The sequence below is a fragment of the Streptomyces sp. NPDC050448 genome (assembly GCF_040655295.1).
In the GTDB taxonomy this organism is placed as follows: domain Bacteria; phylum Actinomycetota; class Actinomycetes; order Streptomycetales; family Streptomycetaceae; genus Streptomyces.
In genome coordinates this window covers 17,060-39,568 of the sequence record NZ_JBFAJR010000007.1, presented here as the reverse complement: position 1 = coordinate 39,568, position 22,509 = coordinate 17,060, and the positions used below count along the sequence as shown (strand labels likewise).

Genomic DNA, 22,509 nt, shown 5'->3' with positions numbered 1-22,509 from the left:
GCCGTGGACGGAGAGATGAAGGAGCGGGCGCCGATGGCAAATGTGGAAGTCTCGTTGAAGGAGACGATGACCTCGATCGAGGGCACCCTGGGAGTCGCGCTGGTCGACTACACCAGCGGAATGGCCCTGGGAACGCTCGGTGGGAGCAAGGATCTCGACCTGGCGGTCGCCGCGGCAGGCAACACCGACGTGATCCGGGCCAAGGTCCGCGCCATGGAAATGCTGGGCCTGGACGACGAGATCGAGGACCTTCTGATCACGCTCGGGAATCAGTACCACCTGATCCGGCTCCTCAAGGGCCGGGGGAGCAGCGGACTGTTCCTGTACGTCGTGCTGAACAAGGCCAACTCCAATCTGGCCATGGCCCGGCACCAGCTCAAGCGCATCGAATCCGCTCTGGAGCTCTAGCCGCGGTTCTCTCGGGCCCACGCATGCCCACGAATTGAAGAAGTTTTCAATCCGGCACATCCGAAATTGGTCAAGCACGGGCGCGCGTGGGCCCATCGGGCGGAATGATGGGGGCGGGCGGCGGGGCGGATCACCGACCCCGGAGCCGCAAGTACGGATCCAAGCAATGGCGGGAGCGTTCGTGGGCATGCAGGTACCCCTGTACCAGGCGAAAGCCGAGTTCTTCCGTATGCTCGGACACCCCGTCCGGATCCGCGTTCTGGAGCTCCTGCAGAGCGGTCCGATGCCCGTACGCGAACTCCTCGCCGAGATCGACATCGAGCCGTCCAACCTGTCCCAGCAACTGGCGGTCCTGCGCCGCTCCGGCATCGTCATTTCCACGCGCGACGGAGCGACCGTCAACTACGCACTCGCCGGGGGCGATGTCGCCGATCTCCTGCGCGCGGCGCGCCGCATCCTGACCGAACTCCTGGCGGGCCAGAGCGAACTCCTCGCCGAACTGCGACAGGTGGAACCCCATGCCGGTCGAACGGGTCCGAGCTCCGGCCGCTGAGCTCCTGCTCCGGCCGGTCGGCCGAGCCCGTCGAGGAGCTCGCGCTCGGGTCCGGTGCGGAGATCCTTCCCGGACGGGGTGCGGCGCGGTGGGAACGGGGCGGGTCGCGCCGCCACGCCGGGGCCGAGCCGCCACCCCGGGGCCGAGCCGCCACCCGATTGCGACGCCTATCCGCTGGTGACCCGGATATTGATGCCCAGGTTCCGGATCAGCACCCACTCGACCTCGTCCCCCGCGTCGAACTCGCCCTCGACGCCGGTGTCGGTGACGACCTGGGCGACCGTGCCCGTCGGGTCCTGCTCCCGCAGGTTGAGGTGGAGCACTTCCGGTGTCGGAACGACCGGCGGGCTGGCGAGCTCCAGCGCGAGCCGGAAGCCCGGAGTGGGGCAGGCGGCCACGCCCTTCACCCTGACCATGCGTCTGCCGTCGCCCGTCCGGTATTCCGTGGCCTTGAAGTGCTCCGTCTTGTACTCGCACGCGGTTCCGTTGGCCGGTTCAGCCATGTTCGCTCCTCTTGGACGAGGCGCTGCCCCGGAGGCCGGTGTTCGGCGCCGGCCCGATTCGGCAACACCCACACGGCAATCACCCTCGGCGCTGGCGCCAAAGCGCGCAACTTCGGCCGGCCCCGTACGCGCCGCCACCGCCCTCCCCCGTGGAAGGCCGCCGCCCCGCGGCCGGTGCCGCTCGCCGATCCGGAAGGCCGGGGACGGTTGACCCGGCCGGGTCATGCAGCACGGCGGCCCGTGGCCCGCGCGACCCGCGACCCGTGTGGCTGTGGCGAGGCGCGCACAATAACGGGGTCGGGGGGAGGGGCATGCGCGAGACCCGCTCGCCGAGACGTGCAGCGTCGACGAACAGGCGGCCTGGCCGGACGACGGCACGCTCGCCTACGCGCTGCCGGGTGCGCAGGGCCGGGCGAGCGACATCTGGACCGTCCCCGCGGACGGCAGCGGCGCGCCCCGCATCACCATCCCGGGCGGCTCTTCACCGGCGGCCGTACGGTGAACGCCCCGGGCCGGCCTCAGGGCGCGGACGCGGACGGGCCACGACAGCGGGATCCCGGCCGGCCGCCCGGTCGGTGGCTAGCCTGGGCTGCATGAACTCCTCCGCTGCGCCCGGACCCGCCTCCGCTCCCGACCAGTACACCGTCATCCTGCGCCCGGGGCTCACCGAGCCCGGGGGCGGCTCCCCCCGCCGTGGTGTGCTGCGCACGGCACTGGTCCAGGCCACCGGCGACTTCGGGGCCTCCGGCTATCCGCGGTACGAGGGCGAGGGTGTGCAGGCCGACATCGACCCGAGGACCCGAACCGTCGAAGCGGTGACGGTCGACGGCGCGGAGCTCCCGTACGGCTGGGTGGCCCAGCTGGCAGACGGCTGAGCGGCGGGCCGGAACCCTCCGGGCGGCTCGGCCCGCCGCTTTGGGCTGTCCGGCGCAGGCGACCACGGCGGCGGTTCTCCAGGCCGTCGGGGACGCCACGCTGTACCCGCCCGGCCGCCGCCCCGCCGGGGACACGCACCCTGGGGGTCCTGGGGCGCCGCGCGCGGTGCGGGTGAACAGCCGCACCGCGACGTTGCGCTCCAGCTTCCGCGCCGCCTCCGGCGCGTACCCGAAGACGCTGCTTCCGGCCGAGGACCTGCTCGAGCCAACGCCCGATCCGAGTCCACGGCCCGGACGGCCACGATCACCGGATCGCCGCTGGGCGGCCAGGTGATCGGGCTCCCCGGTCCGGTGGCGACGGTGGTGGCCGACGCGGTCGGCCACCTGTTCTCGGCCCGACCGCGACGGCCTCCGCCGTGCCCTGTGAGGGTGTTGACGCGCGAGTCCGCGGTGCACCGAGGGCGCGGTGCGGAGCCGCCCCGTACGGACCTCAGTCGCCGGCTTGCACCGGGCTGATCTCGAAGGCTCCGCACACCCGCAGGTTGTAGGGGATCTGCACGGCCGCGAAGCTGTTCGGCGGGTAGACCTTGACGTACGTCGAGGTCTGCCGACAGCCCGCCGCCACACCCCGGCTGTTGGTGCGCAAGATGGCGGTCACAGTCTCGTCGGGCTGGACGGAGACGGTGTCCACCGGCTCGCCGGTGCGCGCCGCGGAGGTGCCGATCTGGCGATGCCGGACGTCCACGACACTGACGCCCGGGTATCCGCGCAACGCGCAGGTATGGGTCGAGGTGTTGGTGAACTGGATCGGGTAGTAGAGCGACCCCGCGGCGCCGTCCGGCTCGCCGATGGACAGGTCCAGGTCGGCCACATGGCAGGTAGGGGTCCTCGGCAGGGCGGATGCCTGGGCGGCGCCGACCGCGGCGCCGGTGGTTGCGAGGAGGGCTGCGGAAGCGATGGTCGCCGCCCGGGTCAGGACGTTGATCATAATGCCGACTCCTGTGCCAGCGAAGGAGGTTGTCCGCATTCGGCGTAGCAGGATCCGCGTGACGGGATCCGGGGGAGACGGTATGCGGCTCGGCGTGTGCCGTCTGCGGGAGAGGTGCTCGCACTCTCGCGGATGCCCGGCTGGGCGGTGCACTCCTGCGACTGAAAAGTGCGGGCCTGATGGCACCATTCTAGCGGCCGGCGGTCCCCGCGACCTGTTGGCGGCGCTCACGCCGAAGGGGCGGCGCGCACGATGCGCACCGCACCGCACCGCCCCGTCGCTGCTGACCAGGGGCCTCGGCTTGGAGACGACGGTGACGTCAGCGGACGGCGGACCGTCGCCACCGGCTGTCGTCACTCGTGCGGCTGGACGACCTGCGGGACGTCCACGCACTCGCATCCGGCGCGAGTGACGGAGGGGTGGCGAGCCAGTGGGGTTGGTGCCGAAGTCGAGTCGACAAGGCTGGTAACAGCGTTACCCATCAGATACGGTGTTGCTGTGAACACGCCCTACCAGGAAGCCCAGTACGCCGGCCAAGCCGCCGTGCGCACCGCGATCCTCGACCACGCCATAGACCTCCTGGCCGCGGAGGGAGTGGCCGCCCTGACGATGCGTCGGATCGCCACCGAGATCGGCGCCTCGACCAAGGTCCTGTACACCATGTTCGGCGGCAAGGAAGGTCTGGCCGACGCCCTCTACCGGGAGGGGTTCGCCCGGCTGCGGCGCGCGCAACAGCAAGTCGCCGGTTCTGAGGCCCCGCTGGCCCACCTCAACGATCTCGGAGCCGCCTACCGCGCGCACGCCCTGGCCGAACCGGCCTACTACCGCGTGATGTTCGAGCAGGCCATACCCGGCTACCGGCCGGGCATCGAAGCCCTGAACGCGGCCGAGACCGCCTTCGACGCCTCCGTGGCCGCCGTCCAGGCGTGCATCGACTCCAGGGTGTTCCGGCCCGGAGACGCATACGAGATCTCCAAGCTGTTCTGGGCGGCTGCACACGGGGCGGTGAGCCTGGAGCTCGCAGGCCATTTCCCGCCGGAGTCCGCAGGTCGCCGCTTCGACACATTGATGACGGCGGTGGGACATACGTTCCTCGCCGAGCACGGACAAGGACTGACATGACGGTCAACCGCTACCTGTCGGGGAGCTTCGCTCCGGTCACCGAGGAGGTCACCGCGTTAGACCTGCCCTTCACCGGCCGGATCCCGACCCACCTCAACGGCCGCTACCTGCGCATCGGCCCCAACCCCCTCGGCATCGAGGACCCCGCCGCCCACATCTGGACGCTCGGCGCCGGCATGGTGCACGGGGTCCGCATCCGCGACGGCCGTGCCGAGTGGTACCGCAACCGCTGGGTGCGTTCCGGCCCGGTCGCCGACCGGCTCGGGGAACCGCGACGCGGGACCCCCTTCGACGAGCACCTGGACATGGCGCCGAACGTCCAGGTCGCCGGGCTCGCGGGCCGCACCTTCGCCCTGTTGGAAGGCGGGATACGCCCCTACGAGCTCACCTACGACCTCGACACGGTTGGCCCTTGCGACCTCGGAGTGACCCCCGAGGGCTACAGCGCCAACGCCCACTCCGTCTTCGACCCGCACACCCGCGAACTGCACTCGCTCGCCTTCCTCTACGGCTCGGAGCACGTCCAGCACATCGTGATGGACGAGACCGGCACGGTGGTGCGGACCACGCTGATCCACGCGCCCGGCAATCCCTACATGCACGACTTCGCGCTGACCGAGCACCATGTGATCCTCTTCGACGCCCCTGTGGTGTTCAGCGCCGCGCATCTGCCGACCGGGGTTCCCTTCGTCTGGGACGACTCACACCAGGCGCGCGTGGGCGTCATGCCCCGCACGGGCGGCGAGGTGCGTTGGTTCGAGGTTGCGCCGAGCCTGGTGGGCCACACCCTGAACGCCTACGAGGACGGCACGGACATCGTCGTCGACATCGTCCGGCACCCCGAGGGCTTCAACATCAGGGACTTCGGCAGCAGCCGCCCCACCCTGGACCGCTGGCGGGTTGACCTTGCCGCCGGAAAAGTGGGGGAGGACCGGCTCGACGACCGCACCCAGGAATTCCCCCGGGTCCACCCCTACTGCGTCGCACGCCCTCACCGCTACGGGTACTCGGCCGCCGTCGAGCTCTACGCGCCGCCCGCCGCCCCCGCGGATCCGCGGCCGGGCACCGGGTTCAGCAGCGCGCTGCTCAAGCACGACTTGGTGCGCGGCACGACCGAGGCGCACGAGTTCGGCCGGTTCGGAGCCGTCGGAGAGGGTGTCTTCGTCCCCGCGGAGTCGCCCGTCGCCGAAGACGACGGATACGTGATGGCGTACGTGCACAACCCCGAGCGCGGCGCGGCGGACCTGGTGATCCTGGCCGCCCAGGACTTCGCCGGCGAGCCGGTCGCCCGTATCCATCTGCCCGTTCGGGTGCCGCTCGGGCTGCACGGCAACTGGGTTCCCGGTGACCCGTCGGCTCCGCGTCCGTAGCGGAATGCCTCCCGGCCGGGGTCGACAGCCGCACCACACACAGGCGCGCGGCGCACGTGCGGGCGGCGGGTGGTGCTGGTGGAATGGCTTCTTCGGCTGCCGGGCCGGGGAGGTGTCTTGTCGGAGCGTGACGGGAGGTCCGCCGGGCCCCCGGAGGAGTACGAGGCGCTGCTCGCGCGGATCCGGAGGACGGAAGCCGCGGCCGAGCAGATCGGCACGCGGCTCGACGAGACCGCCACGTGCGAGGAACTGGCCGGCTTTCTGTTCCGGAACCTGTGCGACGCGGTCGCGGTGGATCTGCGGGCCGAGGACGGCGGGCTGAACCGGGTGGCGGTGGCCGGGGCCGCCGGACTGCTGACGGCACGGGCCGACGGGTCGCCCACCGTACGGGCCGTGGACGGCGGACATCCCCTCTCCGAGTGGGTCATGGTCTCCGGCGGCACCCCGGTGCACCTCGTGTCGGTTCCGCTGCCGGCCCGGGACCGGGTCTACGGCGCGGTGCTCGCCGTACGCGCCCGGGGCGGCTTCAGCGACCACGAGGCGGCGACGATCCACTTCGCGGCCCGCCTGGCGGCGGTGCACATCGGCCATGCCCGGGAGCTGGCCGCCACCGAGGACACCGCACTGAATCTGCAACGGGCGCTGGTGTCGGAGCCGGGCCGGCCGCACCCCAATCTGGAGATGGCCAGCCGCTATCTGCCGGTCGGCTCCAGGGCCCTGGTGGGCGGGGACTGGTTCGAGACGGTCCGGCTCCACTTCGGCCGCACCCTGCTGGTGGTCGGGGACGTGATGGGCCACGGGCTGGACGCCGCGGTGGACATGAACGCCTACCGTTCCACCCTGCGGGACGTGGCCTCCACGGACCTGGCCCCGCACCGCGTGCTGCGTCAGCTGGACGCCCTGGTGGCCGAGGACCCCGCCCGCCGGCCGGCCACCTGCCTGCTGGTGCGGGTCGACCCCACGCGCGGCGTCGCGGACTTCGCCAGCGCCGGCCATCTGCCGCCGGCGATCTTCGGAGCGGACAGCTCGGCCGCCCTGGTCGACGTTCCCGTGGGTCCGCCGCTGGGCACCGGGGTGGGCGGCTACGAAGGCGTCACCCGGGCGATCACCACCGAGGAGACCCTGCTGATGTTCACCGACGGGCTGGTGGAGCGCCGCGGCGAGGACATCGACGTCTCGCTGTCCCGGCTGGCCGGACTGCGGCTGCCGGTGGGTGCGGCGGTGGAGGATCTGGTGGACGCCGTGGTGGCGGGCCTGGACGCCCGCCACGCCGAGGACGACGTCGCCGTACTCGCGGCCCGCATCCGCCGCCGCAGACCGTAAGGCCGTGGCATGCCGCTGGAGCGGGAGCAGACCGCCGGGGACGCCCGGGATCCGGCCGCGCCGGGCCGCTGGTGGGCTCAGGCGCCGGGACGGGCCGTCGTGAGCGACTCGCCGCAGGAGTACGAGATCCGCCCCGGGCCCGACCCGCGGCGTGCACCCTCTTCGTGCATGTCGCCGACGGCCGACGGGCCGCTGCATCAGAGACCCGTCAGGGTTTGCGGTTCCGGCGTCAGCAGGGCGTCAGCAAAGCCGCCCGATGCCCGCCTGCCGCCGTTCCATGGAGTGCGCGAGGCGCGAGGCATCGAGCAGGAGGGCAGAACGGTGCGAGGACGAGTCGTGGCGGGTACGTGCGGATCACTCGGGAGCCTGACGGCATTGCACCGGGCCCGCGCCGAGGCCCGCGCGCGAGACGCGGAGCTGTGGGTCGTGCTGGCCTGGCAGCCGCCTTTGGGCGAACCGGGCGGCCGAGGCCGCGGAGGCGGCACGCCGCTGCTCGCCGCATCACGGGCCGCGGCGGTGTCGCGGCTGCGGGAGGTACTGGCCACCGCCTTCGGCGAGGGCACGCCGGGCGTGGCACTGGCCGGACTGGCCGTCCGGGGCACGCCGGGCGCCGCCTTGCTGGACACGGTCCGCGACGCCGATGACCTGCTCGTCGTCGGTACGGGCTCGCGCGGGCCGCTGCTCCGCGCACTACGGCCTTCGGTGGCCCGGTACTGCCTGGCGCACGCCCCTTGCCCGGTCCTGGCCGTGCCGCCCAGCCCGCTGCAGGCCGACCTGGATGCCGTACGCCGGCGCATCGTGTGGCGCAGGCCGCTCGACAGCGCCGACCTGGCGAGGTGACCCTCGTGCCCGGACCGAAGCTCGTGCAGGAGGGCGACTGGGCGGGAGACGCCCGGGCCGCGGCGGTACCGCGAGGACGGTCTTCAAGGTGTCTGACATGGACCGCCGCTGATCGCAGTGGATCCCCGACACCGCCTACGGTCTCGCCGTGCGCTGCCACCTTCCTGCTCCACGGCTACAGGCGGTCCAGCGGTACGGCGGCATACGCCTCCCGCAGCGCGTCGACCACCGGATCGTCCTTGCGGAGCAGGACATCGTCGACCGCTGCCACCGACCGTACGCCGATGCCGGTGCTCGTCGCGAACGCCGCCCGCATGGAACGCAGTCGGCCGTCCGTCACCGGGGCCGTGACCTGCCCGTCCCGTCCGGTCCGGCCGGTCCGGAGCAGCCGCATGGTGGTCCCCGGAAGGACATCGGCCTCCGGCCAGACCACGGTCCCGGCCTCGTCGACGAAGCCGACGTTCCACGTACAGCCCTCCGAGACCAGCCCGTCCGAACCGACGAACAGCACGTCGTCGTACCCGGCGAGCCGTGCCGCGCGCCGCAGCCGCAGCTGCCCGAACAGCGCCACGTGCTTCACCGACGGTGTGTCGCGGTGGAACACGAGCCGCTGCACGCGCAGCGCGGGCAGCGGCCGGCCGGCGCCCGGGGCGGGCCGGGTCGTCACGAGCACGCACGGATGCCCCGCGCGGTCGGGGGCCGTCAGGTCCAGCTCCGGGTCGAAGACCGTGACCCGCACCATGAACGCCCCGGCGCGCCCGCCGACTTCCCGCCGTACGCACTCCCGCACCCACTCGGGATCCAGCTCCGCCCCGAACACCGCACGGCAGTCCCCGACCAGCCGGGCGAGGTGCAGAGCCAGCCCCCGTACCCCGCCGTCCTCCACCCTCATGGTGGTGAAATGACCGTAATTGGTCAGTGCCAGGGCCTGCAGTGCCGCGAGGGAGGCGGGGGAGCCGTTCAGGGTTGCCATACCCGAAGTCTGCACGGCGTGAACCGGTCATCGCCCGGCTGCGACAGAACTGCGTGAAGAGTCGGGTGCCGGGCGTATGGATGTCGCCAAGACGGCCGGCGATGCCGTACGCCCGACCCGACGCCGTCCCTCGTTGTTGCTCGATCGGAGGGATCACTGCGCTCCAGGGGCTGGCCGCGCTCTCGCCGGATGCCATGGCGTCCGTGGCCTATGGGCCCGAGTCGATCGTGCTGGTGCTCGTGGCGGCGGGCGCCCACGGGATGGGGTTCCCCCCGGTCACCGTGGCGATCGCGGTGCTGCCGGCGGTGCTGGTGGCCTCGTACCGGCAGGTGATCGCGGCGTTCCCCGACGGTGGCGGCCGCGGCCACCAGGCTCGTACGCCGCCCCGGATGCCGCACGTGTTCGCCTTGACGGCCGACCGCCAGGTCCACCGGCACGGCGTGCTCGCACCGTCCGTGGACGGCCGGCAGGCTGGGCAGGCCGGGCAGGCTACGGGGTCGGAGCGGCGGGCCGGGCCGTGCGGCCTACGGGTGGGATCGGCGGGCCGGCCGGCAGGAGTCCGGTGGTCACGAAGGCGACGACGGCGGACAGGATCACCACCGGCATCATCTCGGCGCTGCCGAGTATCAGGACCACGAGCACCACGCTGCTGACCGGCAGCCGCAGCGCGCTCGTGGTGGCGGCGGCCAGCCCGGCGGCCAGCCCGGCGGTTACGCCCAGGCCGGGCAGCGGCGAGAGGAGGACGCCCGCCGCGGCGCCGAGGAACAGCGCCGGGAAGGTGGGGCCACCGCGCAGGCTGCCCAGGCACAGGGAGAACGCGGCGCCCTTGCACAGGAGGACGGCGATCAGCGCGCCCACCCCCCAGGCGTGCGGATCGCCGGCCAGCTCGGCCAGCGTGGCCTGGCCCGAGGAGGCCACGTCCGCGGGTGAACGGCCGGTGCCCAGGGCGTAGGCGGCGGCGCAGGCGCCGGCGGCGAGCCCGCAGAGCGCCGTCACGGTCAGGGGCCGTCGGGCGACGCGGACGGCGGTCAGCCGGCCGCCGTACTGGATCAGGTGCACGGCGGCGGCGATGGCCACGGCGACGAGGATCGACCAGACCACGGCACCGGCGTCCAACCGGGGGGAGTTCACACCCAGCTTCACCGTCAGGCTGCCGGTCTCCAGACCGGTCCAGCGGCCGAAACCGGTGAAGACGAGTGATCCGATGCCGCTCGACAGCAGCGCGGGCAGCATGACGGCGAACAGCTGGGGCCCGCCCACGCCCGCGAGCTCCATGAGCAGCACGGCGGCGATCAGCGGATTCCCGAAGATGGCGGCGACAGCCGCAGCAGATCCGGCCGCGCCCAGCAGCACGGTGCTCATCGGTGTCTCCGGTGTTCCGGTGAGGTGCCGGAAAGCGATCGCGAGCCCGCCGCCCAGCGCGATGAGCGGGGCCTCGGGGCCGAGGGTGGCGCCGAGCGGGAGGCTGAACACGGCCGCGAGGATCACTCCGGGCAGGGCTGCGGCGCCGGGACTGCTCGCGTGCAGGCCGGAGGCGGGAATGTGCCCGCCCGCCCCGGGCAGACGGGTGACGATCTGCCCGACGCAGATGCCGGAGACGAGCAGCAGCGGAAGCGGCCACCACCACGGCGGAGAGGCGTGGCCGAGGGCCTGCGGGAGGTCCGCCCACACCAGGCGCTCCAGTTCGTGGAGCCCGGCGAGGAACCAGAACGCGGCCAGCGAGACCGGGATGCCGATGAGCCCGCAGAACATCAGCATCTTCAGGTACCCGGGAGTGCGGAGCAGCTCGCGGAGCTTGTCGGCCTCCGACGGCTGTGGTGCATCGGCGTGAGCGGTCGGCGGGGATCCCGACGGCGTACCCGGCTGCCCGGGTTGCGGCTGCGGGCTCGGCTGCGTCATGGGGCCGTTCCTTCCCGTCCCCCGTCCCTCACCGGTACGTCCGGTGCCGGGTGTTCGGTCAGCCGAGGAGCCGACGCTTCTGCTCGGCGAATTCCTCCTCGGTCAGCACTCCCTGTTCTTTGAGGGTGCTGAGCTGCTTGAGCTGGTCGATCTTGGTGCTCATGTCGTCGGCGGCCGGGGCCGCGGCCTGAGCCGGGGCGGGGGCCGGCGGCGGGGGCGGGGGTTCGGCCGGGGCCTGTTGCGCGGCCTCCTGCTGGGACCACCGGCCGGCCTGCCGCCGGGACACCCGGTTGGACACGGCGGTGGCGGTGCCGGCGACGACGGCGGTACGGGCGACTCCGCGAAGAAGTCCGGGCATGATGCTCATCTCCAGGGGTGCGGTGGAGCAGGGCTGCGGCCGTCCTCACCCTTCGGCGGGCGGGGCCTCCATGGCGTCCAGCGATGCGAGCAGCGCCTGGACGGGAATCCGGCCGGCCGCCACGAGCTGGGCGCCTCCGCGCCGCAGCTCACGGGCGAACGGCGCCGCCCACGTGTTCTCGTACACGATGATCCCCGCCGAGTTCCCGGGTTCCAGCGCAACGCTGGCTTCGTCGATGTCGCTCTGGTCCAGCAGACCGGACGAGGCTCCTTCGAAGACCGACAGGTCGACCTCGGAGTCGAAGTCCTTCAGCTCCACCGCCGTCACCGTGCCGTCCAGATCCTTGCGGACGAAGACCAGGTCGAAGATCCGGATGACGCCGCGATCGACGAGATCGACGAGCAGGGGGAGCCCCTTGCCCGTCATCCGGTTGCCCGGAAACTCGATCACGACGTAGTCCACGGGGCCCATGTCGTCGATGTCGCCGATCCCCGTGGATTCCTCGGCCTCGCTGCTCATGGCTGCTCCTGTCGGGCTGGGGGGATGGGAGGGGGACGTCGAGTCGGCCGCTGATCCGCGGGCGGTGGGCTCCGGCACACGGTGGGCCGGAGCCGACGTCACCTAAGCCCATTTCAGCACCGCGCAGGCACCTCCGCACATCCGGAACGCCGCCTGCCGGACAAGCCGATCGGCTGGTCCGGCAGGCCGGTCAGCCGGTCAGCTGGTAGATGCTCTTGCCGGTCAGCCACAGGCCGAGCGCCAGACAGAGCACGACGATCGCCTGCTGCGCGTGGCCCTTCAGCCATCCGCGCAGGCGCAGCAGCCGGGCCTGGGCGACCTCGGGTGCGAACACGAGGTACAGCTCGGCGGCCAGCAGGCTCGCGGTCGCGAGCAAGCAGAAGCCGAACAGGGCCATGTAGGTGGCCGGGTTCGAGGTGTTCGCTTCGAGCACGGTCGTCGCGCCCGCCGCCACCATCCCCCACGGCTGGACGAGTACGGCCAGGCCTGCCGACGCCCAGACCGAGCTCTCGTCCAGGCCGGCGGCCACCTCGTCGGCCGGATCCTCCTGCACGTCCGGGCCACGCGGTGCGTCGGCACCCGCCGGGGCCTCGCCCGCCCGCATGAGGCGGCGGCGGTGGAGCCCGTAGAACACGAGCCCGAGCCCGATGGCCAGCTTGGCCGCCAGCCCCACCACGCCGGGCGGTGAGCGCGGCGGCAGGGGCTCGCCGTCGGTCAGCGCGAGGACGGCGGCGATCACCGCGACGAAGCAGGCCAGCCAGGCCAGAATGAAGGCGAGGCCCTTCCACACGCCCCTGGAGGACGACACCACGAGTGCGAACGCCATGAGGGGAAGCGGGTCGAGAGTGATGGCCAGCGCGATCAGCATGAGGTCGAGAACCATGGCGCCCCCCTCGTGTGACGGCGTACGACGACGACCCTACGCACGGAACCCGTCCCCGACACCTTTTCCCTTTCGCCCACTGGAGACGGCCGAGCGGGGAGGGTGACGCATCCGGGCGCAGTTCAACGGCGCAGGCCGAGATGCCGTCCCCGGCCGCATCCTCCAGTCTGGACGCACACGAAGGAGACCCCCATGGCGACGACTGCTCCGCTGGTGCCGTCGTGGGCGTCGAGCCGTCCGCCCCCCTCTCCGCCCCTCTCTCCGCCGCCCCCCTCCCCGGTGTGCTGATGGCCTCCGGCAAGCGCGCGCCCAGCGCCTCGCACCCCTCGCGGTGGCGGACCCGGTCGCGTAACGCGAAGGTGGCGGCCCGGCGCCTCCAGCGTCGGGCGGAGACCCGCTTCCCGGTGCTCACTCACATCGCGGAGCGCATGGTGTCGGTGGACATCTTCGACTCCGCGACACGGCTCGCCGCGCAGTGCTTCCTGACGGCCGTGCCGCTGGTCTTCGTCGTCGCGTCGGTCGCCCCGCCGCCCATTCCGGAGCAAATGGCCGCATCCGTGCGCGCGGTGTTCGGGCTCAGCGGCGCGGCGAGCGAGCAGCTGAACGACATCTTCAGCGGCTCCCACGGGGAATTTCAGAATGCGGTGGGCCTGGTGGGCGCCCTGATGGTGTTGCTGTCCGCGACCGCGGTCAGCCGCGCCATGCAACGCCTGTGCAAGCGCGCGTGGGAGATCCCGCGGACGGGGGTGCGGATCGCGGTCTGGCGCTGGCTCGCGTGGATCGCCCTCTGGATCTGTGCGTTGTTCGTGCAGGGGCCGGTGCGCGACGGGTTCGGAGTCGGACTCTGGCTGGGCATCCCCCTTACGTTCGTCCTCCAGATGCTGGTGTGGTGGTGGACCCAGCACCTGCTGCTGGGCGGTCTGGTCGGCTGGCTCCCCCTGCTGCCGGGAGCGGTGCTCACCGCCGGGGCCGCCACCGCCCTGTCGGTCGGCGCGCGCTTCTACATGCCGCGCGCCCTCGACCGGGCGCTGAGCGACTACGGTTCGGCCGGCTCGGTCTTCGTCCTGCTGTCGTGGCTGATCGTGGTGTGCGTGGCCGTCGCCGTCGGTGTCACCACGGGCGCCGTCCTGGCGCAGGAGCCGTTCCTCGCCGGGCGGCTGGGCAGTCCGCTCCCGAACCGGGGGAGGCCGGAGCAGGGCTGAAGTGCCGGTGCTCCGGCGCCCGGCGCCGCGGCGCACCGTACGGCAGCGCTGTGCCGGGGGTGCCATGCTGGGCAGCGGGGGCCTGAGTGGCCTGGAGGTGCGCAGCGATGGCAATGCATGCCGCGAAGGCGGAGAAAGGCGCACGCTGGCTGTCCGCCGAGGAGCGGGCCGGACGCGGCCGCGCCGCCCGGCGCAGGACGCCCCGCTCCGTACACGGGGAATTCGAGCCGTCCGTGCACCGGCAGGATCCGGTGGACGTGCTCGAAGGGCAGTCGGCCGGCCGGGTGCCGGAGCTGGTGCCGATCCGCTACGGGCGGATGGCGCAGTCGCCGTTCCGCTTCTACCGGGGCGCCGCCGCCGTCATGGCGGGCGACTTGGACCACACGCCGGACTCGGGCTTGCGGGTCCAACTGTGCGGCGATGCACACATGTTGAACTACGGGCTGCTCGGCTCCCCGGAGCGGAACCTGCTGTTCGACGTCAACGATTTCGACGAGACACTGCCCGGACCGTGGGAATGGGACGTCAAGCGGCTGGCCGTGAGCCTGGCCATCGCCGGGAGGGAGAACGGCTTCACCGATGCCGAGCGCGCCGTGATCGTCCAGTCCGCAGGCAGGTCCTACCGCGAGCAGATGCGCCGCTACGCGGCCATGAGCAACCTCGACGTCTGGTACGCGCGGATCGACGCGGAGCAGCTCCGCGCGCTGGCAGCGACCGAACTGCGCGCGCGCGGCCGCAAGCAGGTGGCCGAGACACTGGCGAAGGCACGCGGACGCGACAGCCTTCAGGCCGCCGGGAAACTCACCGAGGTGGTCGCCGGGGAACGCCGGTTCAGGTCGATGCCACCCCTCGTCACGCCGCTCTCGGAGCTGCTGCCGGACGAGGAGCGCAGCACGCTGGAGGAGCAGATCCGCGACATGGTCGACCAGTACGGGCAGACGCTTCCGTCGGACCGGCGGCACCTGCTGCGGCAGTTCACCCTCGTCGACATGGCGCGCAAAGTGGTGGGCGTCGGCAGTGTGGGAACCCGGTGCTGGATCATTCTGCTCCTGGGCCGGGACGCCGAAGACCCGTTGATCCTCCAGGCCAAGGAGGCCGGCGCATCGGTCCTCGCCCCGTACGCCGGCGCCGGTGAATACTCCATGCAGGGCGAGCGGGTGGTGGCCGGTCAGCGCCTGATGCAGGCAGCCAGTGACATCTTCCTGGGCTGGTACCGGGCGAAGGGGATCGACGGCCGCGAGCGGGACTTCTACGTACGGCAGTTGCGGGACTGGAAGGGGAGCATCGAGCCGGAGCTCATGGAGCCGCGCGGCATGCGGACGTACGGGGACGTGTGCGCCACCACGCTGGCCCGGGCACACGCCCGGTCCGGGGACCGGATCGCCATCGCCGCCTATCTGGGCAGCGGCGACATCTTCGACCAGGCGCTGGTGCGCTTCGCGGAAAGCTATGCCGACCGGAACGAGCGCGACCACCAGGCGCTGGTGGACGCGGTGACCTCGGGACGCGTGGTCGCGGAATCGGCGTGAGCGCGGGCGCGAGCGCCGGCGCGCGGGCGGATGCCGGCCGGGGCGCGGGACCTCGGCCGGGGTGTTGCGCCGCGGGGCTGCCGCTCGGCAGCGGCTGAGCGCGGTGCTCCCGGACCCGCCCTTAGCAGTCGCGCCGCCTCTCTGCCAGTCGGCTGACCTCGTCGGCGAGGCGGCACGTTGCCGTCCGTAGCCGTGGGACGCTCCGTTCATGACAGCCAAGGCACCCACGCCACCCTCGGCCGGGAAGGCGAAAGACGCGCAGCTCGTCCTGCTGACGCTGGCGGCCGGTCAGTTCCTGATGGCCCTGGACAGCTCGGTCATGAACGTCTCGATCGCCACGGTGGCGGAGGACATCGGCACCACGGTGAGCGGTCTGCAAGGCGCGATCACGGCCTACACGCTGGTCATGGCGATGCTGATGATCAGTGGTGGCAAGGTCGGAGCGATCGTCGGCCGCAAACGGGCATTCATGATCGGCTGCGTCATCTACGGCTGTGGATCCCTCACCACGTCGCTCGCCCAGAACCTCACCGTCCTGATGCTGGGCTGGTCGTTCCTGGAGGGAGTGGGAGCGGCGCTGATCCTGCCGGCGATCGTGGCGCTGGTCGCCTCGAACTTCGCGGTGGAGCGCCGGCCGGCCGCGTACGGGCTGGTCGCCGCGGCAGGGGCGGTGGCGATCGCGGTCGGGCCGCTCATCGGCGGTGTGGCGACCACGTTCTTCTCCTGGCGCTGGGTGTTCGCCGGAGAAGTCGTGGTCGTGCTGGCCATCCTGATGCTCGGCCGCCGGGTCGCCGACGCGCCCCCCGACCACAGACCGCGCATCGACGTCGTGGGCGCGGTCCTGTCCGGCGTGGGCATCGGGCTGTTCGTCTTCGGCGTGCTGCGCACGAGCGAATGGGGATGGTTCCTGCCCAAGGCCGGCGCGCCGTCCTGGTTCGCCCTCTCACCGGTCGTCTGGCTGATGCTGGCCGGTCTCTTCCTCCTCTGGCTCTTCTTCCGCTGGGAGGAACGCCTCGTCGCACGCCGTACCGAACCGCTCGTGGATCCGGAGCTCGTGCACAACCGGCAGCTCACCGGCGGCCTGACGATGTTCTTCTTCCAGTACCTCGTACAGATGGGCGTGTTCTTCGTCGTCCCGCTCTACCTGTCCGTCGCGCTGGGCCTGTCCGCCGTCAAGACGGGCGTGCTGATCCTGCCGCTCTCCGTCTCCCTGCTGGCCGCCGCGATCGGGATCCCCCGGTTCCGTCCGCAGGCCTCACCACGGCGCGTGGTGAAGCTCGGGATCTTGCTGATGCTCGCCGGCGCCGTCGTCCTGCTGGCCGCCCTGGACGAGGATTCCGGTGCGGCAGTCGTCACCGTCCCGCTGCTGCTGATCGGACTGGGGATGGGGGCGCTGGCCTCCCAGCTCGGGGCGGTCACCGTCTCGGCCGTCCCGGACGAACAGAGCGCCGAGGTCGGCGGAATCCAGAACACCGTCACCAACCTCGGCGCCTCGATCGGCACCGCGGTCGCCGGGTCGATCCTCATCACCGTACTGACCTCGTCGTTCCTCACGACCATCGAGGACAACCCGGCGATCCCGGCCGAGGTCAAGAGCCGGGCGAGCGTCCAGCTCGAGGGAGGGGCGCCCTTCCTGTCGGATGCCCAGCTCACCGCCGCCCTCGACGAGGCCGGCGCGGAATCGTCGGTGACCCAGGCCGCCCTCGACGCGAACGCCACCGCGCGGATCGACGGGCTGCGGGCCGCCCTCGCGATCCTCGCCCTGGCCGCGCTGACGGCGCTCTTCTTCACCCAGCGCATCCCTGCGACCCAGCCCGGGGCGGCGGCGCGCCCCTGAGCCGGGTCGCCTACGGGGAACTCCGCGGGCTTCCCCCGGTCGTCGTCGTGTGGTCGGCGTGGTCGGCGTGGTCGGCGTGGTCGGCGTCCTCGGCGATGAACTCCGTCACGGCGAAGGCGAAGAGGAGCGCGAGGGCGAGACCCACGACGACCCAGCCGGTCGGGTACGGCCACAGCACGTAGGCGATGACGGCGGCGGCCACCAGGATCAAGGTGATCCACTTGCGGTGGCGGCCCACGAAGGCGCCGACCGGGCCCGTACGCAGACCCGCCCGGTCGGCCGAGGCCCGGGTGGCCGCGATACCGGAGTGCCACACCTGGCGGACCACCGTGGCGTGCCGCCCCGGCCCCGAGAGCCAGGCGGCGAGCGCGAGCACGGCGCCGAGGACCACGACCATGCGGACCGTGGTGCGCAGGAGCCGGATCATCGCGTCGTAGACGGCGCCGGCGGCCGGCTGGGAAACGGTGTCGGGGAGCGCGTTGAGATAGACGGTACGGAAGACCGTCAGGGCGATGCCCAGGATGAGCGCCGCAACGGCGAAGCCCAGGGCCGAGGCGATCAGGGTGCGGCGCCGGTGGACGGAGAGCAGGATGCCGACGGCCGCGAGGACGACGGCGAGGACCGGCAGCCACAGGCCGACGAGTTCGAGCAGCCGGAAGCCGGTCTTGACCCGGCCGATGTTGTCCGACCGGAGAATGGTGAAGTCGGTGTGGATCTCGGGGATCTTGGCGGCGATGCTCAGCCCGGAGTCCACGAGCCGGGTCTTGACCTGGTCGATCACGGGGGCGAGATCGAGGGTCACCGAGTCGTTCTTGATCTGTACGGCTCCGTTGTCGCTGCCGGTCAGGGCGCGAACGAGCGCCGTGTGGATCGCGCGGTTCGCGTCGGTCCAGACGGTCTCGAAGGCATGCGACGCCACGACGTCCTGGGCCTTTTCGTGTACGAAGCTCCGGACCGCTCCCTCGAGCGAATTGCCCAGCTTCCCCAGCGCCTTCTCCAGCAGCGGCCGTTGGTCCGGGGCGACGCCCTCGAGCAGGGAGGCCAGGTCGATGTGCTCCATGACCGCGCCCGTGACCCGGTTCGCGACGGCCGCCTGTACGTCGGGGTTGGAGGCGAGCGGGGCCACGGTGGCCACGTAGCGGTCGGTGTCGCCCACGATGTCGGCCGTCCAGGCAGCGACGATGCCCAGCGGGGCGAGGACGCAGCCGATGACGATCAGCACTGCGGACAGGAACGCGCGCAGCCGATGCCAGTGCGGTGGCCGTTTCGCGGCCTCCGACTCCAGCGTGGCGACCCGAGCCCGCAGCGCAGCGAGCTCGCCCTCTTTTTCGTCGTCCGGCATGACAGCCCTCCTACGGGTCGTATCGCCAGACAATCCCGGCCCACCCGATCCGGCGAGCGGGGATGACCCGGCCGGGTGAGGGCCGTCGGCGCGGCCCGTGGCCCGCGGTGCGGCCCGACGAACACGGCGGCGCCGCCGCTCGGCGAGACAGGTGGAAGGCGTCCGGGGGCCGCTCGACATGCGGAACGCGGTGCGCGCGCCAATACTGCTGATCGCGGGCATCGGGCCCGCCCAAAGGAGGCATCCATGGACGACTACCCCGCGCTCAGTGTCTTCTGGTCCATGCTCTGGTTCTTCGTGTGGATCATGTGGCTGTTCCTGCTGTTCAAGATCATCACGGACATCTTCCGTGACCATGAAATGAGCGGCTGGGGCAAGGCGGGCTGGCTGATCTTCGTCATCCTGCTGCCCTTCCTCGGCGTACTGGTCTACGTCATCGCCCGCGGCAAGAGCATGACCCAGCGGGACCTCAAGAGCGCCAAGCAGAACGAGGCCGCGTTCCAGGACTACATCCGCCAGACGGCAGGGACCGCTCCGGCCGGCGCATCGGGCGCGGACGAGCTGGCCAAGCTCGCCGATCTGAGGGCCAAGGGCGCGATCACCGAGGAAGAGTTCCAGCAGGCCAAGGTGAAGCTGCTGACCTGACCGCAGGCTCCCCCGGAGGCGCTGGGGTGGCCTCGGTTCCAGGTCGTCGGATTCCTGTGGGCCAGGAGGCGCCGGTCAGGCCCCGGCCCCGCACACCGCGGCGAAGTGCCCAACGACTCCTTCCCGTTCGCTGCCCGGAGCGCGCCAAACGCATCCCCGCCCCGCCCGGGTTGCAGGAATTCAGGCCCTACCGGCAGGTATCGGGCCGTGTTCCACCCAGGTTTGATAGGAGTTGGCTTATCCGGTGCGCCAGTGCGTCTGAGTGGGAAGGGCACGATCATGCTGGAGTTTCCCAAACCGCGACCCCTGGTGTGTTCGTACTGCCATGCCGGGCCGAAGGACGGAGCCGGGCGGACCCTGTCGGCAGAGGCCGGATTGCTGACGGTCACCTGGCACACCGCGTCGTGCCCGCACTACGCGGCGGACCGCATCCTCGCCGACAAGCGGAACTGACCCATCGCCCGGCAGCCCCGTGTGACGGCCGGAACCCGGCGCCGCCCAGGCCGCGTTGGGCTGGACGGCCGGGAGGTACTGCGGGGGCCGCCGTGCAGTTCACCGTGGCTATGCGCGGGCGCTGCCGTTCCGGTCGCCGTGCCCCCGAGGAGGAACTCCTCGCGGCCGGTGGCCGTACGCCGGGCCCAGAACTCCACGGTGAAGTCGCTGCCGGCCAGTTCCGCGAGCTCCGGGAGGCGCACATGGGCATCGCCTTCCCCGAACCGCAGGGCCGTCTCCGCGCGCCCGTCCGTGGCGACCGCGGGAACGAGCGGCCGACCGGTGAACGGGCAGGTACCGGGGGCGCGTTCGTACAAACGAGGCCTCGCCCTGTCGCCGGAGCCCGGCGCCTTCCACGAGGTGCGCGTCAGTCCAGGCGGGTCGGGGAGGAGGCCGCCGGCGTCAGGATGCGGGGGGCGCCCGTGCCGTCCGCCGGCACCGTCCAGAGGTCGGTCGTGTCCGCCTTGCCCTCGGCGGGCAGGGCGTAGGCCACGGTGTGGTCGTCGAGCCAGACGGCCTGGTCGTCCACGCTGCGCTTCTCCGCGAGCGGCTGCTCGCGCAGCGTCCGCAGGTCCAGTACGTGCTCGCGCCACAGCGCCGCGCCGCGCATGACGCGCTTCTTGTACGCGACCCGGGTCTCGTCCGGGGACAGGGAAGGGCACTCGACGTTCTGGGCGAGGGCGGTGACGGTGCGCTGCGAGAGCGAGCCCTTCACCAGGTACGTCTGGCCGGCGGTGCCGAGGGTGGCGTAGAAGGTGTCGTCGTCCTTGGAGAAGGTGACGCCCCAGAAGTTCACGTCGCCCGAGGTGTAGGGCCGGCCGTCCATCCGGACGGAGAACTTCTCCAGGTCCGGTTCGATCGTGCCGGTACGGGTGTCCACGATCGAAGTGCGCGTCGAGAAGAACGCGGCCCCGTAGGACTCGCCGGAGACGAACACCGTCCAGGCGGCGAAGTGGCCGCTCGGCGAGACCCGGGCCCGGGACGGGGTGCCCGCGAGCGGGAAGCTGCGCAGCGTGCGCAGGCCGGAGTCCACGATGAGGGCCCGGTTGTCCTGGGCGAGCGCGCCCGGCGTGGAGTTCAGGCACACGCCGGTGCCGGCGGCCGCGTGGAAGCGTTGGCAGGTGAGGCCCGACGAGGTGCGCTCGGCCTGGGGCGACTGCCCCGGGACCGAGACGAGGGCCCCGCGGTGCGGGCCCTGCGCGCCGTTGAGGAAGGCCAGCCGGTCCTGCCGCCCGAGCGTGACCCGGCCCTGTGCGACCGTCGGGTCGCCCTCCCGCGTCTGCTCGGCCCGGGCGGCGGCGCGCAGTACCAGCGCGACGGCGAGGCCTCCGAGGAGCAGCACGGCCACGGCGAGTGCGAGCAGCCGGCGTGAGCGGGTCATCGGGTTCCTCGGGGGTCTCGGGAGGGGGCGGGAACGGCGTCCGGGGCCGCCGGGCGGAGTACGAAGCCGGCGACGGCCGCGCAGCAGCACAGACCGGCCGCGGCGGCGGCGAGCGCCGGACCGGCGCCCCAGAGCGTCCAGGCACCGCCGAAGGCGAGCGAGCAGCCGAAGCGGGCCAGCGCCTGGCCGGTGCCGACGAGGGCGATGCCGGTGGCCCGCAGTTGCGCCGGGACGGTCGCGGCGACGGCGGCGGGCAGGACCCCGTCGGTCGCGGCGTAGAACAGGCCGTGCAGTACGAGGACCAGCCAGGGCAGGGCGGGCCGGTGCGGAGCCCACAGCAGCAGCCCGTACCCGGCCAGCAGGAGGGCGTGCCCGGCGAGGAATACGGTGCGGCGCCCGATCCGGTCGGCCAGGGCCCCGGCCGGCACTGCCAGCAGCAGGAACACGGCGGCGGTGCCCAGGGGGAGCAGCGGGAACCACTGCTCGCGGATGCCGGCGCGGTCCTGGAGCAGCAGGTAGAGGAAGGCGTCGCTGACGGTGGTGAGACCCAGCAGGGCGGCGCAGAGCGCCAGGCCGCGCAGCCGGGGCAGGCGCAGCAGGGCCAGTGCCTCCCGCAGGTTCACCGCGCCCGGCTTCGGGGCGCCGGACTTCCCGGCGTCCGGCCTCCCGGCGTCCGGCTTCACCGCGTCCGGCCTCCCGGCGTCCGGCTTCACCGTGTCCGGCTTCACGGCACCCGGCTTCGGGGCCGCGGGCTTCGGGGAGGTGCCGGACTCCGGGCCGGCCGGGCCGAGGCCCGCACCCGACGGGACGAACAGCATGAGCACCACGACGCCGAGCACGGCGATGCACGCGCTGACGCCGAAGACGGCGTCGTACCCGCCCACCGCCACGTTCAGGATGAAGAAGGCGGCGAGGGGGCCGAGCAGGGCCCCGGTGGTGTCCATGGCGCGGTGCACGCCGAAGGCGCGGCCCTGTAACTCGGCAGGTGTGGAAAGGGAGATCAGCGCGTCGCGCGGGGCGGTGCGCAGGCCCTTGCCGGTGCGTTCCAGGGCGAGAACCAGCCCCACCGGGCCGAGGCTGTGGGCGAGCAGCAGCAGCGGCTTGCACAGGGCGGACAGGCCGTAGCCGATACCGGCGATCAGCTTGTGGCCCCGGACCCGGTCGGCGAGGTGGCCGCCGGTCAGCTGCACCAGCGCGCTGACCCCGTTGTAGACGCCGTCGAGTGCGCCGAAGCCGAGCGGGCTCAGCCCCAGTCCGGCGACCAGGTAGAGGGGCAGCACCGCGGTGACCATCTCGGAGGAGACGTCGGTGATCAGGCTGACGCTGCCGAGCGCGAGGACGGCCGAGGCGACTGCGGGGGCCCGGACGGGCCCGCCGTCCGGTGCGGTGTGCGCGCCGGCGGGCGCGGAGCGGTCCGCGAGGTACATGCTCTCGAGCTCCCGGTGCCGACGGTCTGAGTCACTCGTA

At 72.3% G+C, this 22,509-nt stretch carries 22 protein-coding genes and 2 pseudogenes; 14 read left to right on the top strand and 10 right to left on the bottom strand.

The genetic code is table 11. The features are described 5' to 3' along the window. Window positions 1-33: 33 nt before the first annotated feature. Together AB0I68_RS11340 and AB0I68_RS11335 are read left to right on the top strand one after the other, a co-directional pair. Entirely contained in the window at window positions 34-408 is a 375-nt protein-coding gene (locus tag AB0I68_RS11340) for a hypothetical protein (RefSeq protein WP_363176995.1), read from the top strand. A gap of 187 nt (window positions 409-595) precedes the next feature. Next, the gene (locus tag AB0I68_RS11335) at window positions 596-961 is read left to right on the top strand and encodes a metalloregulator ArsR/SmtB family transcription factor (protein ID WP_363176994.1); all 366 of its coding nucleotides are present in this window, start codon (window positions 596-598) and stop codon (window positions 959-961) included. Between the two features lie 167 nt (window positions 962-1,128). On the opposite strand, the gene AB0I68_RS11330 is transcribed toward AB0I68_RS11335, so the two are convergent. Further along, window positions 1,129-1,464 (bottom strand): hypothetical protein, encoded by a 336-nt coding sequence (locus tag AB0I68_RS11330; RefSeq protein WP_363176993.1) that lies wholly within the window; start codon window positions 1,462-1,464, stop codon window positions 1,129-1,131. 647 nt (window positions 1,465-2,111) lie between these two features. Here AB0I68_RS11330 and AB0I68_RS11325 point away from each other — a divergent pair. Further along, the gene (locus tag AB0I68_RS11325) at window positions 2,112-2,339 is read left to right on the top strand and encodes a hypothetical protein (protein ID WP_363177169.1); all 228 of its coding nucleotides are present in this window, start codon (window positions 2,112-2,114) and stop codon (window positions 2,337-2,339) included. A 202-nt stretch (window positions 2,340-2,541) separates the two neighbouring features. Continuing rightward, window positions 2,542-2,735 (top strand): annotated as a pseudogene (locus tag AB0I68_RS11320) (MFS transporter); the annotation flags it as partial. A 94-nt stretch (window positions 2,736-2,829) separates the two neighbouring features. Here the strand turns inward: AB0I68_RS11320 and AB0I68_RS11315 are convergent. Next, entirely contained in the window at window positions 2,830-3,327 is a 498-nt protein-coding gene (locus AB0I68_RS11315; RefSeq protein WP_363176992.1) for a DUF4232 domain-containing protein, read from the bottom strand. Between the two features lie 498 nt (window positions 3,328-3,825). Between AB0I68_RS11315 and AB0I68_RS11310 the strand changes: the two genes are divergently transcribed. From AB0I68_RS11310 to AB0I68_RS11295, 4 genes are all read left to right on the top strand, one after another. Then, window positions 3,826-4,449 carry a TetR/AcrR family transcriptional regulator gene (locus AB0I68_RS11310; RefSeq protein WP_363176991.1) on the top strand — a complete coding sequence of 208 codons (624 nt, stop codon included), beginning with the start codon at window positions 3,826-3,828 and terminating at the stop codon, window positions 4,447-4,449. Next, window positions 4,446-5,819, top strand: a complete 1,374-nt coding sequence (locus AB0I68_RS11305; protein WP_363176990.1) for a carotenoid oxygenase family protein — start codon at window positions 4,446-4,448, stop codon at window positions 5,817-5,819. Before AB0I68_RS11310 ends, AB0I68_RS11305 begins: the two co-directional genes overlap by 4 nt. A 117-nt stretch (window positions 5,820-5,936) precedes the next feature. Next, window positions 5,937-7,142 carry a PP2C family protein-serine/threonine phosphatase gene (locus AB0I68_RS11300; protein ID WP_363176989.1) on the top strand — a complete coding sequence of 402 codons (1,206 nt, stop codon included), beginning with the start codon at window positions 5,937-5,939 and terminating at the stop codon, window positions 7,140-7,142. Window positions 7,143-7,424: 282 nt separating this feature from the next. Continuing rightward, window positions 7,425-7,982: a universal stress protein gene (locus tag AB0I68_RS11295; protein ID WP_363176988.1), complete on the top strand. Its 558-nt coding sequence runs from the start codon at window positions 7,425-7,427 to the stop codon at window positions 7,980-7,982. Between the two features lie 175 nt (window positions 7,983-8,157). Here the strand turns inward: AB0I68_RS11295 and AB0I68_RS11290 are convergent, their stop codons facing one another. Continuing rightward, window positions 8,158-8,955, bottom strand: coding sequence for an aminotransferase class IV (locus AB0I68_RS11290; RefSeq protein ID WP_363176987.1), 798 nt, complete (start codon window positions 8,953-8,955; stop codon window positions 8,158-8,160). Window positions 8,956-9,056: 101 nt separating this feature from the next. On the opposite strand from AB0I68_RS11290, the pseudogene AB0I68_RS11285 reads away from it, so the two are divergent. Then, a pseudogene (locus AB0I68_RS11285) lies at window positions 9,057-9,314 on the top strand (amino acid permease); the annotation flags it as partial. 130 nt (window positions 9,315-9,444) lie between these two features. Here AB0I68_RS11285 and AB0I68_RS11280 read toward each other — a convergent pair. The 4 genes from AB0I68_RS11280 to AB0I68_RS11265 form a co-directional block, all read right to left on the bottom strand. Next, window positions 9,445-10,854 carry a chloride channel protein gene (locus AB0I68_RS11280; protein WP_363176986.1) on the bottom strand — a complete coding sequence of 470 codons (1,410 nt, stop codon included), beginning with the start codon at window positions 10,852-10,854 and terminating at the stop codon, window positions 9,445-9,447. Between the two features lie 58 nt (window positions 10,855-10,912). Beyond that, complete coding sequence (locus AB0I68_RS11275; RefSeq protein ID WP_363176985.1) at window positions 10,913-11,212, bottom strand: SHOCT domain-containing protein; 300 nt, start codon at window positions 11,210-11,212, stop codon at window positions 10,913-10,915. A gap of 45 nt (window positions 11,213-11,257) precedes the next feature. Further along, complete coding sequence (locus AB0I68_RS11270) at window positions 11,258-11,731, bottom strand: DUF6325 family protein (RefSeq protein WP_363176984.1); 474 nt, start codon at window positions 11,729-11,731, stop codon at window positions 11,258-11,260. Window positions 11,732-11,921: 190 nt separating this feature from the next. Then, on the bottom strand, window positions 11,922-12,614 hold the full coding sequence (locus tag AB0I68_RS11265; RefSeq protein ID WP_363176983.1) for a GAP family protein: 693 nt from the start codon (window positions 12,612-12,614) through the stop codon (window positions 11,922-11,924). A 221-nt stretch (window positions 12,615-12,835) separates the two neighbouring features. On the opposite strand from AB0I68_RS11265, the gene AB0I68_RS11260 reads away from it, so the two are divergent. The 3 genes from AB0I68_RS11260 to AB0I68_RS11250 all read left to right on the top strand — a co-directional run bounded on the left by AB0I68_RS11260 (window position 12,836) and on the right by AB0I68_RS11250 (window position 17,182). Further along, the gene (locus AB0I68_RS11260) at window positions 12,836-13,816 is read left to right on the top strand and encodes a YhjD/YihY/BrkB family envelope integrity protein (protein ID WP_363176982.1); all 981 of its coding nucleotides are present in this window, start codon (window positions 12,836-12,838) and stop codon (window positions 13,814-13,816) included. A gap of 107 nt (window positions 13,817-13,923) precedes the next feature. Continuing rightward, complete coding sequence (locus AB0I68_RS11255) at window positions 13,924-15,345, top strand: DUF2252 domain-containing protein (protein WP_363176981.1); 1,422 nt, start codon at window positions 13,924-13,926, stop codon at window positions 15,343-15,345. Between the two features lie 208 nt (window positions 15,346-15,553). Further along, entirely contained in the window at window positions 15,554-17,182 is a 1,629-nt protein-coding gene (locus tag AB0I68_RS11250; RefSeq protein ID WP_363176980.1) for an MFS transporter, read from the top strand. Between the two features lie 10 nt (window positions 17,183-17,192). On the opposite strand, the gene AB0I68_RS11245 is transcribed toward AB0I68_RS11250, so the two are convergent. After that, complete coding sequence (locus AB0I68_RS11245; RefSeq protein WP_363176979.1) at window positions 17,193-18,524, bottom strand: hypothetical protein; 1,332 nt, start codon at window positions 18,522-18,524, stop codon at window positions 17,193-17,195. A 246-nt stretch (window positions 18,525-18,770) separates the two neighbouring features. On the opposite strand from AB0I68_RS11245, the gene AB0I68_RS11240 reads away from it, so the two are divergent. After that, complete coding sequence (locus AB0I68_RS11240) at window positions 18,771-19,169, top strand: SHOCT domain-containing protein (protein WP_363176978.1); 399 nt, start codon at window positions 18,771-18,773, stop codon at window positions 19,167-19,169. 279 nt (window positions 19,170-19,448) lie between these two features. Further along, on the top strand, window positions 19,449-19,622 hold the full coding sequence (locus tag AB0I68_RS11235; RefSeq protein ID WP_363176977.1) for a hypothetical protein: 174 nt from the start codon (window positions 19,449-19,451) through the stop codon (window positions 19,620-19,622). A gap of 406 nt (window positions 19,623-20,028) precedes the next feature. On the opposite strand, the gene AB0I68_RS11230 is transcribed toward AB0I68_RS11235, so the two are convergent. Further along, window positions 20,029-21,042, bottom strand: coding sequence for a TolB-like translocation protein (locus AB0I68_RS11230; protein ID WP_363176976.1), 1,014 nt, complete (start codon window positions 21,040-21,042; stop codon window positions 20,029-20,031). Further along, complete coding sequence (locus AB0I68_RS11225; protein WP_363176975.1) at window positions 21,039-22,469, bottom strand: MFS transporter; 1,431 nt, start codon at window positions 22,467-22,469, stop codon at window positions 21,039-21,041. Before AB0I68_RS11225 ends, AB0I68_RS11230 begins: the two co-directional genes overlap by 4 nt. Window positions 22,470-22,509: the final 40 nt, after the last annotated feature.

Excerpts from the sequence above, each read along its gene's own strand:
- AB0I68_RS11240 (WP_363176978.1), top strand. The coding sequence starts at position 18,771 with ATGGACGACTACCCCGCGCTCAGTGTCTTCTGGTCCATGCTCTGGTTC.
- AB0I68_RS11265 (WP_363176983.1), bottom strand. The coding sequence starts at position 12,614 with ATGGTTCTCGACCTCATGCTGATCGCGCTGGCCATCACTCTCGACCCG.
- AB0I68_RS11340 (WP_363176995.1), top strand. The coding sequence starts at position 34 with ATGGCAAATGTGGAAGTCTCGTTGAAGGAGACGATGACCTCGATCGAG.
- AB0I68_RS11335 (WP_363176994.1), top strand. The coding sequence starts at position 596 with ATGCAGGTACCCCTGTACCAGGCGAAAGCCGAGTTCTTCCGTATGCTC.
- AB0I68_RS11250 (WP_363176980.1), top strand. The coding sequence starts at position 15,554 with ATGACAGCCAAGGCACCCACGCCACCCTCGGCCGGGAAGGCGAAAGAC.
- AB0I68_RS11270 (WP_363176984.1), bottom strand. The coding sequence starts at position 11,731 with ATGAGCAGCGAGGCCGAGGAATCCACGGGGATCGGCGACATCGACGAC.
- AB0I68_RS11305 (WP_363176990.1), top strand. The coding sequence starts at position 4,446 with ATGACGGTCAACCGCTACCTGTCGGGGAGCTTCGCTCCGGTCACCGAG.
- AB0I68_RS11235 (WP_363176977.1), top strand. The coding sequence starts at position 19,449 with ATGCTGGAGTTTCCCAAACCGCGACCCCTGGTGTGTTCGTACTGCCAT.
- AB0I68_RS11255 (WP_363176981.1), top strand. The coding sequence starts at position 13,924 with ATGGCAATGCATGCCGCGAAGGCGGAGAAAGGCGCACGCTGGCTGTCC.
- AB0I68_RS11290 (WP_363176987.1), bottom strand. The coding sequence starts at position 8,955 with ATGGCAACCCTGAACGGCTCCCCCGCCTCCCTCGCGGCACTGCAGGCC.
- AB0I68_RS11245 (WP_363176979.1), bottom strand. The coding sequence starts at position 18,524 with ATGCCGGACGACGAAAAAGAGGGCGAGCTCGCTGCGCTGCGGGCTCGG.
- AB0I68_RS11230 (WP_363176976.1), bottom strand. The coding sequence starts at position 21,042 with ATGACCCGCTCACGCCGGCTGCTCGCACTCGCCGTGGCCGTGCTGCTC.
- AB0I68_RS11275 (WP_363176985.1), bottom strand. The coding sequence starts at position 11,212 with ATGCCCGGACTTCTTCGCGGAGTCGCCCGTACCGCCGTCGTCGCCGGC.
- AB0I68_RS11225 (WP_363176975.1), bottom strand. The coding sequence starts at position 22,469 with ATGTACCTCGCGGACCGCTCCGCGCCCGCCGGCGCGCACACCGCACCG.
- AB0I68_RS11280 (WP_363176986.1), bottom strand. The coding sequence starts at position 10,854 with ATGACGCAGCCGAGCCCGCAGCCGCAACCCGGGCAGCCGGGTACGCCG.
- AB0I68_RS11315 (WP_363176992.1), bottom strand. The coding sequence starts at position 3,327 with ATGATCAACGTCCTGACCCGGGCGGCGACCATCGCTTCCGCAGCCCTC.
- AB0I68_RS11330 (WP_363176993.1), bottom strand. The coding sequence starts at position 1,464 with ATGGCTGAACCGGCCAACGGAACCGCGTGCGAGTACAAGACGGAGCAC.